This is a genomic window from Leisingera sp. ANG59, from assembly GCF_013317235.1.
GTDB lineage: Bacteria > Pseudomonadota > Alphaproteobacteria > Rhodobacterales > Rhodobacteraceae > Leisingera.
This window is the reverse complement of the sequence record NZ_WLCM01000006.1, coordinates 136,963-149,188: the sequence shown is the minus strand read 5'-3', so window position 1 is coordinate 149,188 and position 12,226 is coordinate 136,963. Positions and strand designations below refer to the sequence as shown.

11 protein-coding genes are annotated in these 12,226 nt (G+C 61.9%); 6 read left to right on the top strand and 5 right to left on the bottom strand.

Annotated elements, in window-relative coordinates:
• Positions 1 to 15: 15 nt before the first annotated feature.
• The 4 genes from GKC28_RS08135 to pyrH form a co-directional block, all read right to left on the bottom strand.
• Positions 16 to 792 carry a phosphatidate cytidylyltransferase gene (locus GKC28_RS08135; RefSeq protein ID WP_174146403.1) on the bottom strand — a complete coding sequence of 259 codons (777 nt, stop codon included), beginning with the start codon at positions 790 to 792 and terminating at the stop codon, positions 16 to 18.
• Positions 789 to 1,547 carry an isoprenyl transferase gene (locus GKC28_RS08130; protein WP_174146402.1) on the bottom strand — a complete coding sequence of 253 codons (759 nt, stop codon included), beginning with the start codon at positions 1,545 to 1,547 and terminating at the stop codon, positions 789 to 791. Before GKC28_RS08130 ends, GKC28_RS08135 begins: the two co-directional genes overlap by 4 nt.
• A gap of 9 nt (positions 1,548 to 1,556) precedes the next feature.
• The gene (gene frr, locus GKC28_RS08125) at positions 1,557 to 2,120 is read right to left on the bottom strand and encodes a ribosome recycling factor (protein ID WP_065266850.1); all 564 of its coding nucleotides are present in this window, start codon (positions 2,118 to 2,120) and stop codon (positions 1,557 to 1,559) included.
• A 248-nt stretch (positions 2,121 to 2,368) separates the two neighbouring features.
• On the bottom strand, positions 2,369 to 3,118 hold the full coding sequence (gene pyrH / locus GKC28_RS08120; RefSeq protein WP_174146401.1) for a UMP kinase: 750 nt from the start codon (positions 3,116 to 3,118) through the stop codon (positions 2,369 to 2,371).
• Positions 3,119 to 3,247: 129 nt separating this feature from the next.
• On the opposite strand from pyrH, the gene miaA reads away from it, so the two are divergent.
• From miaA to GKC28_RS08090, 6 genes are all read left to right on the top strand, one after another.
• Positions 3,248 to 4,108, top strand: coding sequence for a tRNA (adenosine(37)-N6)-dimethylallyltransferase MiaA (miaA, locus tag GKC28_RS08115; protein ID WP_174146400.1), 861 nt, complete (start codon positions 3,248 to 3,250; stop codon positions 4,106 to 4,108).
• Between the two features lie 145 nt (positions 4,109 to 4,253).
• Positions 4,254 to 5,057 carry an AraC family transcriptional regulator gene (locus GKC28_RS08110; protein ID WP_174146399.1) on the top strand — a complete coding sequence of 268 codons (804 nt, stop codon included), beginning with the start codon at positions 4,254 to 4,256 and terminating at the stop codon, positions 5,055 to 5,057.
• A 311-nt stretch (positions 5,058 to 5,368) separates the two neighbouring features.
• Positions 5,369 to 7,033 (top strand): ABC transporter substrate-binding protein, encoded by a 1,665-nt coding sequence (locus GKC28_RS08105; protein ID WP_174146398.1) that lies wholly within the window; start codon positions 5,369 to 5,371, stop codon positions 7,031 to 7,033.
• A gap of 118 nt (positions 7,034 to 7,151) precedes the next feature.
• Complete coding sequence (locus GKC28_RS08100) at positions 7,152 to 8,204, top strand: ABC transporter permease (RefSeq protein ID WP_174146397.1); 1,053 nt, start codon at positions 7,152 to 7,154, stop codon at positions 8,202 to 8,204.
• 15 nt (positions 8,205 to 8,219) lie between these two features.
• Entirely contained in the window at positions 8,220 to 9,434 is a 1,215-nt protein-coding gene (locus GKC28_RS08095; protein ID WP_174146396.1) for an ABC transporter permease, read from the top strand.
• 94 nt (positions 9,435 to 9,528) lie between these two features.
• A complete protein-coding gene (locus GKC28_RS08090; protein ID WP_174146395.1) occupies positions 9,529 to 11,619 on the top strand; it encodes an ABC transporter ATP-binding protein in 2,091 nt (696 codons plus the stop codon).
• A 153-nt stretch (positions 11,620 to 11,772) separates the two neighbouring features.
• Here GKC28_RS08090 and GKC28_RS08085 read toward each other — a convergent pair whose 3' ends face one another.
• Entirely contained in the window at positions 11,773 to 12,147 is a 375-nt protein-coding gene (locus GKC28_RS08085; RefSeq protein ID WP_174146394.1) for a hypothetical protein, read from the bottom strand.
• Between the last annotated feature and the right edge of the window lie 79 nt (positions 12,148 to 12,226).

Genomic DNA, 12,226 nt, shown 5'->3' with positions numbered 1-12,226 from the left:
GTCTTTCCTGACTGGTTATCCCCAGAAGGCTGCCACGGCCAGGAACATGGCCGCTGCGCCCAGCATACCGTCAAAGCGGTCAAACAGCCCGCCGTGGCCTGGAATCAGCGCGCTGGAGTCCTTGACGCCCATCTTCCGCTTCAGGGCGCTCTCTGCCACGTCGCCGGCCTGGCTCGCCATCGACAGCAGAAGCGACAGGGCAACGATGCCAAAGCCCTGCCCCATTTGCGCTGCAAAGATTGCCCCGACGATAGCAGCCGCAATCCAGCCCGAGGCGGTGCCGCTCCAGGTTTTCTTCGGGCTGACACGGGGCCAGAACTTTGGCCCGCCAAGGGCCTTGCCCGCAAAATACCCGGCCACATCCGTGGCCACGACGATGCAGATCAGCCACAGCATCCAGGCTATGCCCATCTGACCGCGCAGCCAGATGAAGCCAAAACCCGCCAGCAGCACCCACAGGGCGAAACCGGTGAAGTACTGCCGCCGTTCGCGGATCTGGCTAAACCCGGCTGCCACCGGCGCCGCCAGGACCGGCAGCACCCACAGGGCGGGCAAAAGCGACGCCAGCAGCACCGCGGCAGCTGAAATGGCGCCCAGCTGCAGGGCCGTGCCTCTGCGCGCAGGCATCAGCATCCGCACAAGCTCCCACACCATGCCGCCGCAGCACAGCGCGATCATCGCGTTGAAGATCAGCCCGCCGGCCCAAACAGCAAAACCACCAGCCGCGATCATTACGGCAGCGGACAAGGCACGCGGCAAAAGGTCCGCCCAGCGATCCTTGGCGCAGCTCATGTCTTCACTGCCCCGAATCGGCGGTCACGGTGGCCAAAACTGCGGCACAGCCGCTCCATTTCCTCAGCGGTGAAATCTGGCCACAGCGTGTCGATGAATTCATACTCCGCATAGGCAGACTGCCACAAAAGGAAGTTCGAGATCCGCGCCTCGCCGCTGGTGCGGATCACCAGATCCGGGTCCGGCAGCACATGGGTATCCAGATATCGCGGCAGGGTTTCCTCATCGACATCATCGGGGTTCAGGCGGCCCTCGGCGACATCGCGCGCCAGCCGTTTGGTGGCGCGGGCCACCTCGTCGCGGCCGCCATAGTTCAGCGCGATGGTCAGCTGGGTGCCGCTGTTGCCCTCGGTCTTGCGCTCCAGCTTGTCCATGAGGCCGGTCAGTTTGGCATCAAGCCGCACCCGGTCGCCAATGAACCGAACCCGCACATTTTTTTCCGCCAAGGCATTCATTTCCTTGGAGATATAGCGGCGGAACAGGCTCATCAGACCGGCCACCTCAGTCTGGGTGCGTTTCCAGTTTTCGGTCGAGAAGGCGAAGATGGTCAGGTATTCCACACCCAGACCCGGGCAGCACTCGACAACTTCACGGACCCGGCGCGCGCCCGCATGGTGGCCGAACAGCCGCGGCCGCCCGCGGGCCTGCGCCCAGCGGCCGTTGCCATCCATGATAATGGCCACATGGCGCGGGCCTGTGCGGGCCGCCGGAGCGTCACCGGCAGCGCGCACTTGCGGGTTTGCGTCTCCTGGCATTACAGCCCGTCAGACCTGCATGATCTCGGCTTGCTTGGTCTCAAGCGCCTCGTCCACATGCTTGATCATGGCGTCGGTCAGGTCCTGAACCTCGGCTTCCCAGAACTTCTGGTCGTCTTCCGACATGCCGTCGGCCTTGGCCTTCTTGATCTGGTCCATGCCGTCGCGGCGCACGTTGCGGATCGATACCCGGGCGTGCTCGGCGTACTGGCCAGCAACCTTGCCCAGCTCGCGGCGGCGTTCCTCGTTCAGCTCCGGGATCGGCAGCATGATGATGGTGCCGTTAAGCTGCGGATTGATGCCCAGGCCGGATTCGCGGATCGCCTTCTCCACCTTACCCACCAGGCCCTTGTCCCAGACGTTGATGGTAACCATGCGCGGCTCCGGCACGTTCACGGTGCCGACCTGGTTGATCGGCGTCATCGAGCCATAGGCATCCACCATCACCGGCTCCAGCATCGAGGCCGAGGCCCGGCCGGTGCGCAGCGAGGCGAATTCGGTGCGCAGGTTGGCCATAGCGCCTTCCATGCGGCGTTTCAGATCGTCGGTATCCAGTTCAAAATCATCAGACATGCTGCTCTCTCCCCTTATCTGAGGCGGTCTTCCATTGGCTCATAAGCCATTGGAAGGCTGATGTATAGCGATCAAGCGGAGGATTCGCCGCCGCCGGTGCTGCAAGATTTAGCCTGCCCGCGGTGGAATTCACTGTTTTGATCCCGCCGCCTTGGCTCAGGCTTTGGCCTGACAAGCAAAACCGCCGGCGTTCAGAACGCCAGCGGTTTCACAAGGGCCGTTGTTTAACAAGGGCCGTTTTAAGAATCTCAGCCCTGCACCTTGGTATAGGTTCCCTCACCCGACAGGATGCCGCGGAAGCCGCCCGGTTCATCCAGCGGGAAGACGATCAGCGGCAGGTTGTTGTCGCGCGCCAGGGCGATGGCAGAGGCGTCCATGACTTTCAGGCGCTTGGCAAAGACGTCGTCATAGCTGATCTCGTCATAGCGGACCGCATCGGCGTGTTCCTTGGGGTCTTTGTCATAGATGCCGTCCACCCCGTTCTTACCCATGAAGATCGCCTCGCAGGCCATCTCGTTGGCGCGCAGTGTCGCAGCAGTGTCGGTGGTGAAATAGGGGTTGCCTGTGCCGGCCGCAAAGATGCAGACCCGTTTCTTCTCCAGGTGGCGCACGGCGCGGCGGCGGATGTAGGGTTCGGCGACTTCATCCATGCGGATCGCCGAGATCACCCGGGTGAACACCCCCAGTCCTTCCAGTGCCGACTGCATTGCCAGCGCGTTCATCACCGTGGCCAGCATCCCCATGTAGTCTGCCGTGGTGCGCTCCATCCCCTGGGCTGAACCGGACAGGCCGCGGAAAATGTTACCGCCGCCGATCACCATACAGATTTCCACCCCCATATCGTGCACGGTCTTTACCTCGCGGGCGATGCGCTGCACGGTCGGCGGATGCAGGCCGAACCCCTGGTCGCCCATCAGTGCCTCGCCCGAAATTTTTAGCATGACGCGTTTATAGGCGGCGGCCGGATCCAGTTCCGGCTTTTCGTGCGGTTGAGGCATGTTGCGCTCCAGAAGATGTGAGGGTTAATTTGCGCGGCAAAATGAAGTAAATCGCTGCCGGTTTCAATCCGCGCAGCGCAGTTTCCGCGCATATTTGCGGATCATGACCAAAAGACGGACCGCGCCCCGATGAACCTGCCCGACATCGACCCCGGCAAGCCTGTGCTGATTGCAGGCCCCACCGCCTCTGGCAAGTCTGCGCTGGCGCTGGACATTGCTGCCCGTCAGGGCGGCATCATAGTCAATGCCGACGCCAGCCAGGTCTACGGCTGCTGGCGGGTAATCACCGCCCGCCCTTCGGCAGAAGAAGAGGCCCAGGCATCGCACGCGCTTTATGGCCATGTGGCCTATGACGCGGAATACTCCGCCGGCCATTGGCTGCGTGAAGTGCTGCCAATGCTGCGCAGGCCGGACCGGCTGATCATCGTCGGCGGCACCGGTCTCTACTTCACGGCTCTTACAGAAGGCATGGCCGAGATTCCCGCCACCCCGCCCGCGGTGCGGGCCGAAGCCGACAACCTGCCGCTGGAGGCGCTGCGGGCAGCGCTGGATCCAGAAACCGCCAGCCGCATCGACCTGAAGAACCGCGCCCGGGTGCAGCGCGCCTGGGAAGTGCTGAAGGCCACCGGGCGCCCCTTGGCCCGCTGGCAGGACGACACCCCTGCACCGGCACTGCCGCTGAAGAACTGCACGGCAATGGTCCTGAACTCCGACAAGCGATGGCTTGAAGCCCGCATCCGCAAACGGTTCGGAATGATGCTGGAACAGGGCGCCATGGCAGAGATCGAAGCCATGCGCAGCCGCTATGACCCTGCCCTGCCCTCCTGCAAGGCCATCGGCGTGCCTGAATTGATGGGCTATGCTGATGGACGCCTGACGCTGGAGGAAGCCGAGGAGCGCGCAGCCATTGCCACCCGGCAGTTTGCCAAACGCCAGCGCAGCTGGTTCCGCGCACGGATGAAGACCTGGCACCAGATAACATTGGGCTAAAACTCTGGGGCCTGAGCGGTTGGCGCGGGCTCCAGTTTCGTCAATTTTTCCGCATTTTCCATGCCGGCAAGCGGAAACTTGCCAGAATCAGCAATCCATGAGCTGTTTCAGCCACCGCCACCAGATCCTCTGCCAAAATTTGCTCATGCCATTCGATTCAGATTTCCCGAGAGAGTTTCACGCTGCACCGCTGGTGCGGCTGGCTCCGGACGGCGGCTGGCAGACCCGTCTTGCACACAGCCGCTGCGACCACTTGCTGATCTGGATCTCCCGCGGCCAGGGGCGTCTTTTCCTGAACGGCGAACAGCGCGGCTTTGGGCTGCATAGCGTCATCTTTATTCCTGCAGGCACTCTGTGGTCCGCGGATTTTGGCCGCCAGTGCCTGGGCCAGGTTCTGATGATGTCAGGCCCCCTGCTGCCGCCCTTCCCCGAAGAGCCGGTTCACAAGAGGTTCGCCAGCCTGCAGGAACAGACAAGCCTGGCCGGCCACTTCGAGGCCATTAGCCGCGAACAGGCCGCACGCGAGCCGCATTGGAACCGCGCCGTGCAGGCCCGGTGCGAGCTGGCCGCCGTTGCCCTTCAGCGCCAGCCGGGGGCAGCGGGCAAGCAGACCGCAGCACAGCGCCTTTGCAGGGCCTATTGCCAGCGCATTGCCGGCCCTCAGGCCGGGCAATTCAGCATGGCTGAACACGCCACGGCCCTGAATGTGACCCCGACGCATCTGACCCGGGTCTGCAAGGCCGCGGCCGGCAAGACCGCAGCCACCCTGCTGACAGAGCGCCAGCTGCATGCCGCGCGCACCCTGCTGATCTCTTCCGAACTGCCCATTCGCGACATCGCCGCCCGGCTGGGTTTCGGCAGTGCCGCCTATTTCACCCGCTTCATCACGCAGCACACCGGTGAGTCCCCCAGCGGTTTGCGCGTTTCCGCACGCCGGAAACCGCAATAGCCTGATCCGCCAGCAGTTTCCCGAACCCCGGCTGTCCCGCGAGAGGATTGCGTTTTCGGCTGCCGCCATTACTGGGCAGTTTTGAACAGTATGCGGCGGCATGCAGCGCCCAATCTGAAAAACGGCGACCTAAATGTCGTATTTTTACACGGAAACGACGAAACTGTGCATTGACGAAACGTCCTATCTCTGCCCGAATGAAGGCATGGGGAAACATTAATCCAAAACCTGAACCAAAATCGCCTGGCGCGCCGCCGGGCCAATATCCGTTTCGCACAAGAAAAACCGAACGGTATGACAGGGAGACCTAAATGACCAAAGACACCATCAACGGAGCCCCGATCCATTGGGCCGCGAAGATGCACGCCAAAGAAGTGCTGGACGGCAAGCTGGACCGCCGGGAATTCCTGACCCGCGCCACCTCGCTGGGCGTCACCGCCGCTGCGGCCTATGGCATGATCGGCCTGGCTGCCCCTGTGAAAGCCGCAGAAGAGAAGCAGCAAGGCGGCACACTGCGCGTGCAGACCGAAGTCCGCCCGCTGAAGGACCCGCGCACCTTTGACTGGTCGCAGATGGCCAACAAGACCCGCGGCACCATCGAATACCTGGTGGAATACAACAACGATGGCTCCTTCACCGGCATGCTGCTGGAAAGCTGGGAGATCAATGAGGACGCAACCGTCTACACCCTGAACGTCCGCAAGGGAGTTAAGTGGAACAACGGCGACGACTTCACCGCCGAAGATGTTGCCCGCAACATCGCAGGCTGGTGCGACAAGGGCCTGGAAGGCAACTCCATGGCCGGCCGTTTCGCAACCTTGATCGACAGCGAAACCGGCCAGGCGATCGAAGGCGGCATCGAGGTGGTTGACAGCCACACCGTCAAGCTGAACCTGCCGGCCTCGGACATTTCGCTGATCGCAGGCATGGCCGACTATCCGGCGGCAATCGTGCACTCGTCCTTCCAGACCAACGACTTCACACAAAACGTCGGCACCGGCCCGTTCCTGCTGACCGAACTTGAAGTCGGTGTCCGTGCAGTTCTGCAGCGCAACGACGACCACACCTGGTGGGGCGAGGCGATCTATGGCAAGCCTGCGCTTGACACCATAGAATACATTGATTTCGGCACCGACCCGTCCTCCTGGCTGGCGGCTCTGGAGTCGGACGAAGTCGACATGCTCTATGAATCGGTTGGTGAATTCATCGACGTTATGGACGGCCTCGGCTACAAGAAGTCCGAAGTTGTGACCATGTCTTCGATCGTGATCCGCACCAACCAGCTGGCGGAAATCGACGGCAAGAAGGTCTACGCCGACAAGCGTGTCCGCAAAGCGATCCAGATGGCCGTCGACAACTCGGTCTGCCTGGAACTGGGCTACGGCGGCCGCGGCGAGCCTGCGGAAAACCACCATGTCGGCCCGATCCACCCGGAATATGCCGAACTGCCGCCGCAGAAGGTCGACCCCGAAGGGGCCCGCGCGCTGATGGAAGAAGCCGGCATGATGGATTTCGAGCATGAAATCCTGTCGATCGACGACGACTGGCGCCGGAACACCACCGATGCGGTGGCAGCGCAGCTGCGCGACGCGGGCTTCAAGGTGAAGCGGACCGTTCTTCCCGGCTCGACCTTCTGGAACGACTGGGCCAAGTACCCGTTCTCCTCGACCAACTGGAACCACCGCCCGCTGGGCGTGCAGATCTGGGCGCTGGCCTACAAATCGGGCGAAGCCTGGAATGAATTCGGCTGGGAAAACCCGGAGTTCGACGCCCTGCTGGCAGAAGCCCTGTCCATTGCTGACGCTGACAAGCGCCGCGAAATCTCTGCCAAGGGCCAGGCTCTGATCCAGGAAGAGGGCGTGACCATCCAGCCCTACTGGCGCTCGCTCTACCGCCACATGCGCGAAGGTGTTGTTGGTGCCGACATGCACATCTCCTTCGAGCATCACCACTACAAGTGGGGCTGGGCAGCCTAAGCCCAACCGGCTCCTGACTCTTGCACCGCCCCTGCTCCGGGGCGGTGCTTTCCAGCTCAAAAGATAAGAGACCCGCCCGCGAGCCGGGTCCGATCCGCCAGACTGACAGGGGACCCAAATGGGACTTTTCATTCTCCGCCGTTCGGGCGTGATGCTGCTGACGGCCCTGTGCCTGACGTTCATCGTGTTCTTCCTGACGAACCTCTACCCCAACCTCGAAAAACTCGCCAAAACCCAGGGTAACTTCCGCATGTCGGATGAAGCCGTGGCCAGCTGGCTGGACGCCAATGGATACGGCGGATCCATGGTTTCGAAATACGGGCAATGGCTTGGCGTTCTGCCGGGCTGGACCCGGGAGACCGAAAAAGGGTTCACCGGCCGCTGCATGACTGGCGCCGTGAGCGCCGAGGAAGCTAACGAAGCCCCGACCTTCTGCGGCATTCTGCAAGGCGACTGGGGGTATTCTACCCGGTTCAAGGATGAAGTCTCCACAATCATTGCGGAACGCCTGGGCAATACCGGACGGCTGATGTTCTGGGTGCTGGTGCTGATGGTGCCCTCGGCGCTGCTCATCGGCGTCTTGGCGGGGATGCGCGAGGGATCAGTCACTGACCGCAGCCTGTCGACCGCCTCAATCCTGACAACGGCAACGCCCGAATATGTCTCCGGCGTGATTTTCATCGCCGTCTTCACCTCCTCCACCGTCGGCCTAAAATGGTTCAAGGGCACCGCCACCTCGGCGATGGACAACCCGACCTTCGAGAACTTCTTCCTGCCGGTGCTGACCATCGCGCTTTACGGCATGGGCTATATTGCCCGGATGACCCGCGCTTCGATGACCGAGGTGATGACTGCGCAATACATCCGCACCGCCCGCCTCAAGGGCGTGAGCTTCCACAATATCGTTCTGAAGCACGCGCTGCGGAACGCGCTGATCGCCCCCTTCACCGTCATCATGCTGCAGTTCCCCTGGCTGCTGAATGGCGTGGTGATCGTCGAGACCCTGTTCAACTACAAGGGCTTTGGCTGGATCCTGGTGGAAGCCGCGGGCAACAACGACATCGAACTGCTGCTGGCCGTTTCCGTGGTCTCAGTCTTCGTGGTGCTGATCACCCAGCTGATCTCCGACATCGGCTATGTGTATCTGAACCCGCGTATCCGGATCTCTTAAGGAAGGCAGCAGAGCATGGAACCTCTTAGCACATTCGAAATTGCGGGGCGTATCATCTACCAGCTGTCCCCGGTCTGGTTTTCGCTGGTAATCCTCTACGCCGCCTCCATCGGCTTCAAACGGCGCCTTGGCCTTTATGGCAAGCTGTTTGACAGCCCCATCGGCATGATCGGCTTTGGCCTGGTGATGTTCTGGGTGTTCACCGGCATCTACGGCGCCATGGACATGATCATCACCCATGACCCGCTGGTGCAGGTCTCGGGCATGAAGAACAAGGTCCCCGGCACGCCGATGAACGGCGCCACCGAAGCGGATTACCCCTATTACCTGCTGGGCGGCGACAACCTGGCGCGCGACGTGTTCAGCCGCCTGGTTAAAGGCGCCTGGGAAGTCATCAAGATCGCCCCGATGGCAGCTGTCTTTGCCTTCATGGTGGGGATCACCCTGGGCCTGCCCGCGGGCTACTACGGCGGCCGCCTTGACACCACCCTGTCCTTCGCTGCCAACCTGATCCTGGCCTTCCCGGTGATCCTGCTGTTCTACCTTCTGGTCACGCCCGAGATCGTAGCTACCGGTGTTCCGAATTACATGGCGATCGTTCTGTTCATCTTCCCGATCATCTTTGTCGGGGTGCTGCTGAACTCGCGCTATTACACCCGGCCCAAGGTGCGCAATCTGGTGCTGCCGTTGGTTCTGGGAATCATCATCTGGTTCTACCTGCAGCTGGTCTCCAACGGCGGTTACCTGATCAACACCCCGGCCTATTCGATCCCGGGCCTGCCCCGCGTGATGGATATGTTCGACATCCCCGGCGGTATCCTGGTGGTGTTCGTCTCGGTGGTCTTCGTCAACTCGCCCACGGTGTTCCGCATCGTGCGCGGCCTGACGCTGGACATCAAAACCCGCGACTATGTGGCTGCGGCCCAGACCCGCGGCGAGGGCCCCTGGTACATCATGCTGTGGGAAATCCTGCCGAACGCCCGCGGGCCGCTGATCGTCGATTTCTGCCTGCGCATCGGCTACACCACTATCCTGCTCGGGACCCTGGGTTTCTTCGGCCTCGGCCTGCCGCCGGAAAGCCCGGACTGGGGTTCGACCATCAATGACGGTCGCAAGCTGTTGTCGATCTACCTGCACCCGGCGCTGCCGCCTGCCTTTGCGCTGCTGACGCTGGTTCTGGGTCTGAACCTGCTGGCCGACGGCCTGCGCGAAGAAAGCCTGAAGGATTGATCCGGCTGGGGGACCGGCCCGCCCGGTCCCCTGGTAAATTGGAGCCAGATGAAGGGGAGCCCTTCCCCTCCCGCTCCAACAGGGAGAGAAAAATATGAACAAACTGGCAGACTACGACGGCCCGATCCTTGAGATTAACAAGCTGTCGATCTCCTTTTTCACACGCCTGCGGGAAATCCCCGCGGTTATGGATTTTTCGGTCACCGTGCAGCCCGGTGAAGCGGTGGGCCTGGTCGGTGAATCCGGCTGCGGAAAATCCACCGTGGCGCTTGGCGTCATGCAGGACCTTGGCAAGAACGGCCGTGTCGTCGGCGGCACCATCAAGTTCAAGGGCCGCGACCTTGCGGAAATGAGCAAGGAAGAACTGCGCGACATCCGCGGCAACGAGATCGCAATGATCTATCAGGAGCCGATGGCCTCGCTAAACCCGGCGATGAAGATCGGCAAGCAGCTGATGGAAGTGCCGATGATCCACGAGGGCGTCAGCGAAAAGGAAGCCTACCAGCGTGCGCTGGAAGTGGTGACTGACGTGCGCCTGCCCGACCCGGAGCGGATGCTGAACTCCTTCCCGCATCAGCTGTCGGGCGGCCAGCAGCAGCGCATCGTGATTGCGATGGCGCTGATGTCGAAACCCTCACTGCTGATCCTCGATGAACCCACCACCGCGCTTGACGTGACCGTTGAGGCCGCGGTGGTCGAGCTGGTCAAGGATCTGGGCAAGAAATACGGCACCTCGATGCTGTTCATCTCGCACAACCTTGGCCTAGTGCTGGAAACCTGCGACCGCCTCTGCGTGATGTATTCGGGCGAGGCGGTGGAGCGCGGTTCGATTCACGACGTCTTTGACGAAATGCAGCACCCTTATACCCAGGCGCTGTTCCGCTCGATCCCGCTGCCGGGCGCTGACAAGAACAGCCGCCCGCTGGTGGCGATCCCGGGCAATTTCCCCCTGCCGCACGAACGCCCGCCCGGCTGCAACTTCGGCCCGCGCTGCGACTATTTCGAGGAGGGCCGCTGCGATCAGGACATGGTCATCCCGATGTCGCCTGTGCATGGCGATGACCGGCACGAAACGCGTTGCCTGAAGTTCCAGGAAATAGACTGGAATGCGCCAATCTCGGTAGGCGAGCAAAAGGAAAAGACCGCCCCGGGCAAGGTCATCCTGAAAATGGACAACCTCAAGAAATACTATGAAGTGGCTGCCAACGCCCTGTTCGGCGGTGGCGACACCAAGGTTGTGAAAGCCAACGAGACGCTGAGTTTCGAGGCCCGCGAGTCCGAAACCCTCGCCATCGTCGGCGAATCCGGCTGCGGCAAATCCACTTTCGCCAAGGTGCTGATGGGCCTGGAAACCGCCACCGAGGGTCAGATCCTGCTCGACAACCGAAACATCGAGCAGATTCCGATCGAGGAGCGCGACACCAAGACCGTTTCAGACGTGCAAATGGTGTTCCAGAACCCCTTCGACACCCTGAACCCGTCGATGACCGTCGGCCGACAAATCATGCGGGCGCTGGAAATCTTTGGCATCGGCAACTCCGAGGCCGAGCGCCGCAATCGGATGCTGGAACTGCTGGACCTGGTGAAGCTGCCCCGCGCCTTTGCCGACCGGATGCCGCGGCAACTGTCGGGCGGCCAGAAGCAGCGTGTGGGCATCGCCCGCGCCTTTGCCGGCGGCGCCCGCATCGTTGTGGCGGACGAGCCCGTCTCAGCGCTGGACGTGTCGGTGCAGGCCGCGGTCACCGACCTACTGATGGAGATCCAGCGCAACGAGAAGACGACACTGCTGTTCATCTCCCATGACCTCTCGATCGTGCGCTATCTCAGCGACCGGGTTATGGTGATGTACCTCGGCCATGTGGTGGAACTAGGTGACACCGACCAGGTGTTTGCACCGCCCTACCACCCCTATACCGAAGCGCTGCTGAGCGCGGTGCCGATTGCCGACACCTCGGTTGAAAAAGAGCACATCGTTCTGGAAGGCGACATCCCTTCGGCGATGAACCCGCCGCCAGGCTGCCCGTTCCAGACCCGCTGCCGCTGGAAGTCGGAAGTGCCGGGCGGATTGTGCGAGAAGGAAGTGCCGCCGGTGCGCACTCTGGACCGTGGCCACCAGATCAAGTGCCACCTCAGCGACGAGGTGCTGGAGCGCATGAAGCCAGTTATCAAAGTCGCGGCCGAGTAACGCGCCAGAACAACGTACCACAGAAAAGCCGGGGTTCAGCACCCCGGCTTTTTCATGCATCCGGCTTCGCCCCAAAGCATAACCCCATGCGCAGCCAGCTGGCGGCGCATGGGGTTCCACGTCACTCCCCCACTCCCACGGGGGAAATCCGTTTCAGCTCAACAGCAGGACCGAAATCATCAGAAGATTGATCGAGGCGAATTGCATCAGCCGCGGCGCTTTGCTGCCCTTGGCTGCCGCCATCAAGGCCGCAGCAACTGAAACCGCAAGACCGGCCAGGGCCAGGCTGCTGCCAGCCAGTCCTGCCAAGCCGGCATCTGGTCCCCACGGTGAGTCCGCTACTGTCATGCCCTTGAGCCCGACGCCGATCAGGATACCCGTTACCGCACCAGCCAGGCTGAGCATCGCACTGCGCGGCTGCACCGGCAGACGGCCGGCCAGAACGCTGTCGATCATATGCCGGGTCGGCATTGCGCTTGGCTGCCAGTCGATGCGTTCAAGACGTTCGTCAAAGCTGTTGATGTACAAGGCATTCCCTCCAGAACCTGCGCACAGATTCACGAAAAATTAAGGCAAATGCTTGACACTCCAGCGGAGTTAACGCGGC

Coding starts and splice junctions, on each gene's coding strand:
- GKC28_RS08095 (WP_174146396.1), top strand. CDS start 8,220: ATGGAACCTCTTAGCACATTCGAAATTGCGGGGCGTATCATCTACCAG.
- GKC28_RS08105 (WP_174146398.1), top strand. CDS start 5,369: ATGACCAAAGACACCATCAACGGAGCCCCGATCCATTGGGCCGCGAAG.
- GKC28_RS08100 (WP_174146397.1), top strand. CDS start 7,152: ATGGGACTTTTCATTCTCCGCCGTTCGGGCGTGATGCTGCTGACGGCC.
- GKC28_RS08135 (WP_174146403.1), bottom strand. CDS start 792: ATGAGCTGCGCCAAGGATCGCTGGGCGGACCTTTTGCCGCGTGCCTTG.
- GKC28_RS08130 (WP_174146402.1), bottom strand. CDS start 1,547: ATGCCAGGAGACGCAAACCCGCAAGTGCGCGCTGCCGGTGACGCTCCG.
- frr (WP_065266850.1), bottom strand. CDS start 2,120: ATGTCTGATGATTTTGAACTGGATACCGACGATCTGAAACGCCGCATG.
- GKC28_RS08090 (WP_174146395.1), top strand. CDS start 9,529: ATGAACAAACTGGCAGACTACGACGGCCCGATCCTTGAGATTAACAAG.
- pyrH (WP_174146401.1), bottom strand. CDS start 3,118: ATGCCTCAACCGCACGAAAAGCCGGAACTGGATCCGGCCGCCGCCTAT.
- miaA (WP_174146400.1), top strand. CDS start 3,248: ATGAACCTGCCCGACATCGACCCCGGCAAGCCTGTGCTGATTGCAGGC.
- GKC28_RS08110 (WP_174146399.1), top strand. CDS start 4,254: ATGCCATTCGATTCAGATTTCCCGAGAGAGTTTCACGCTGCACCGCTG.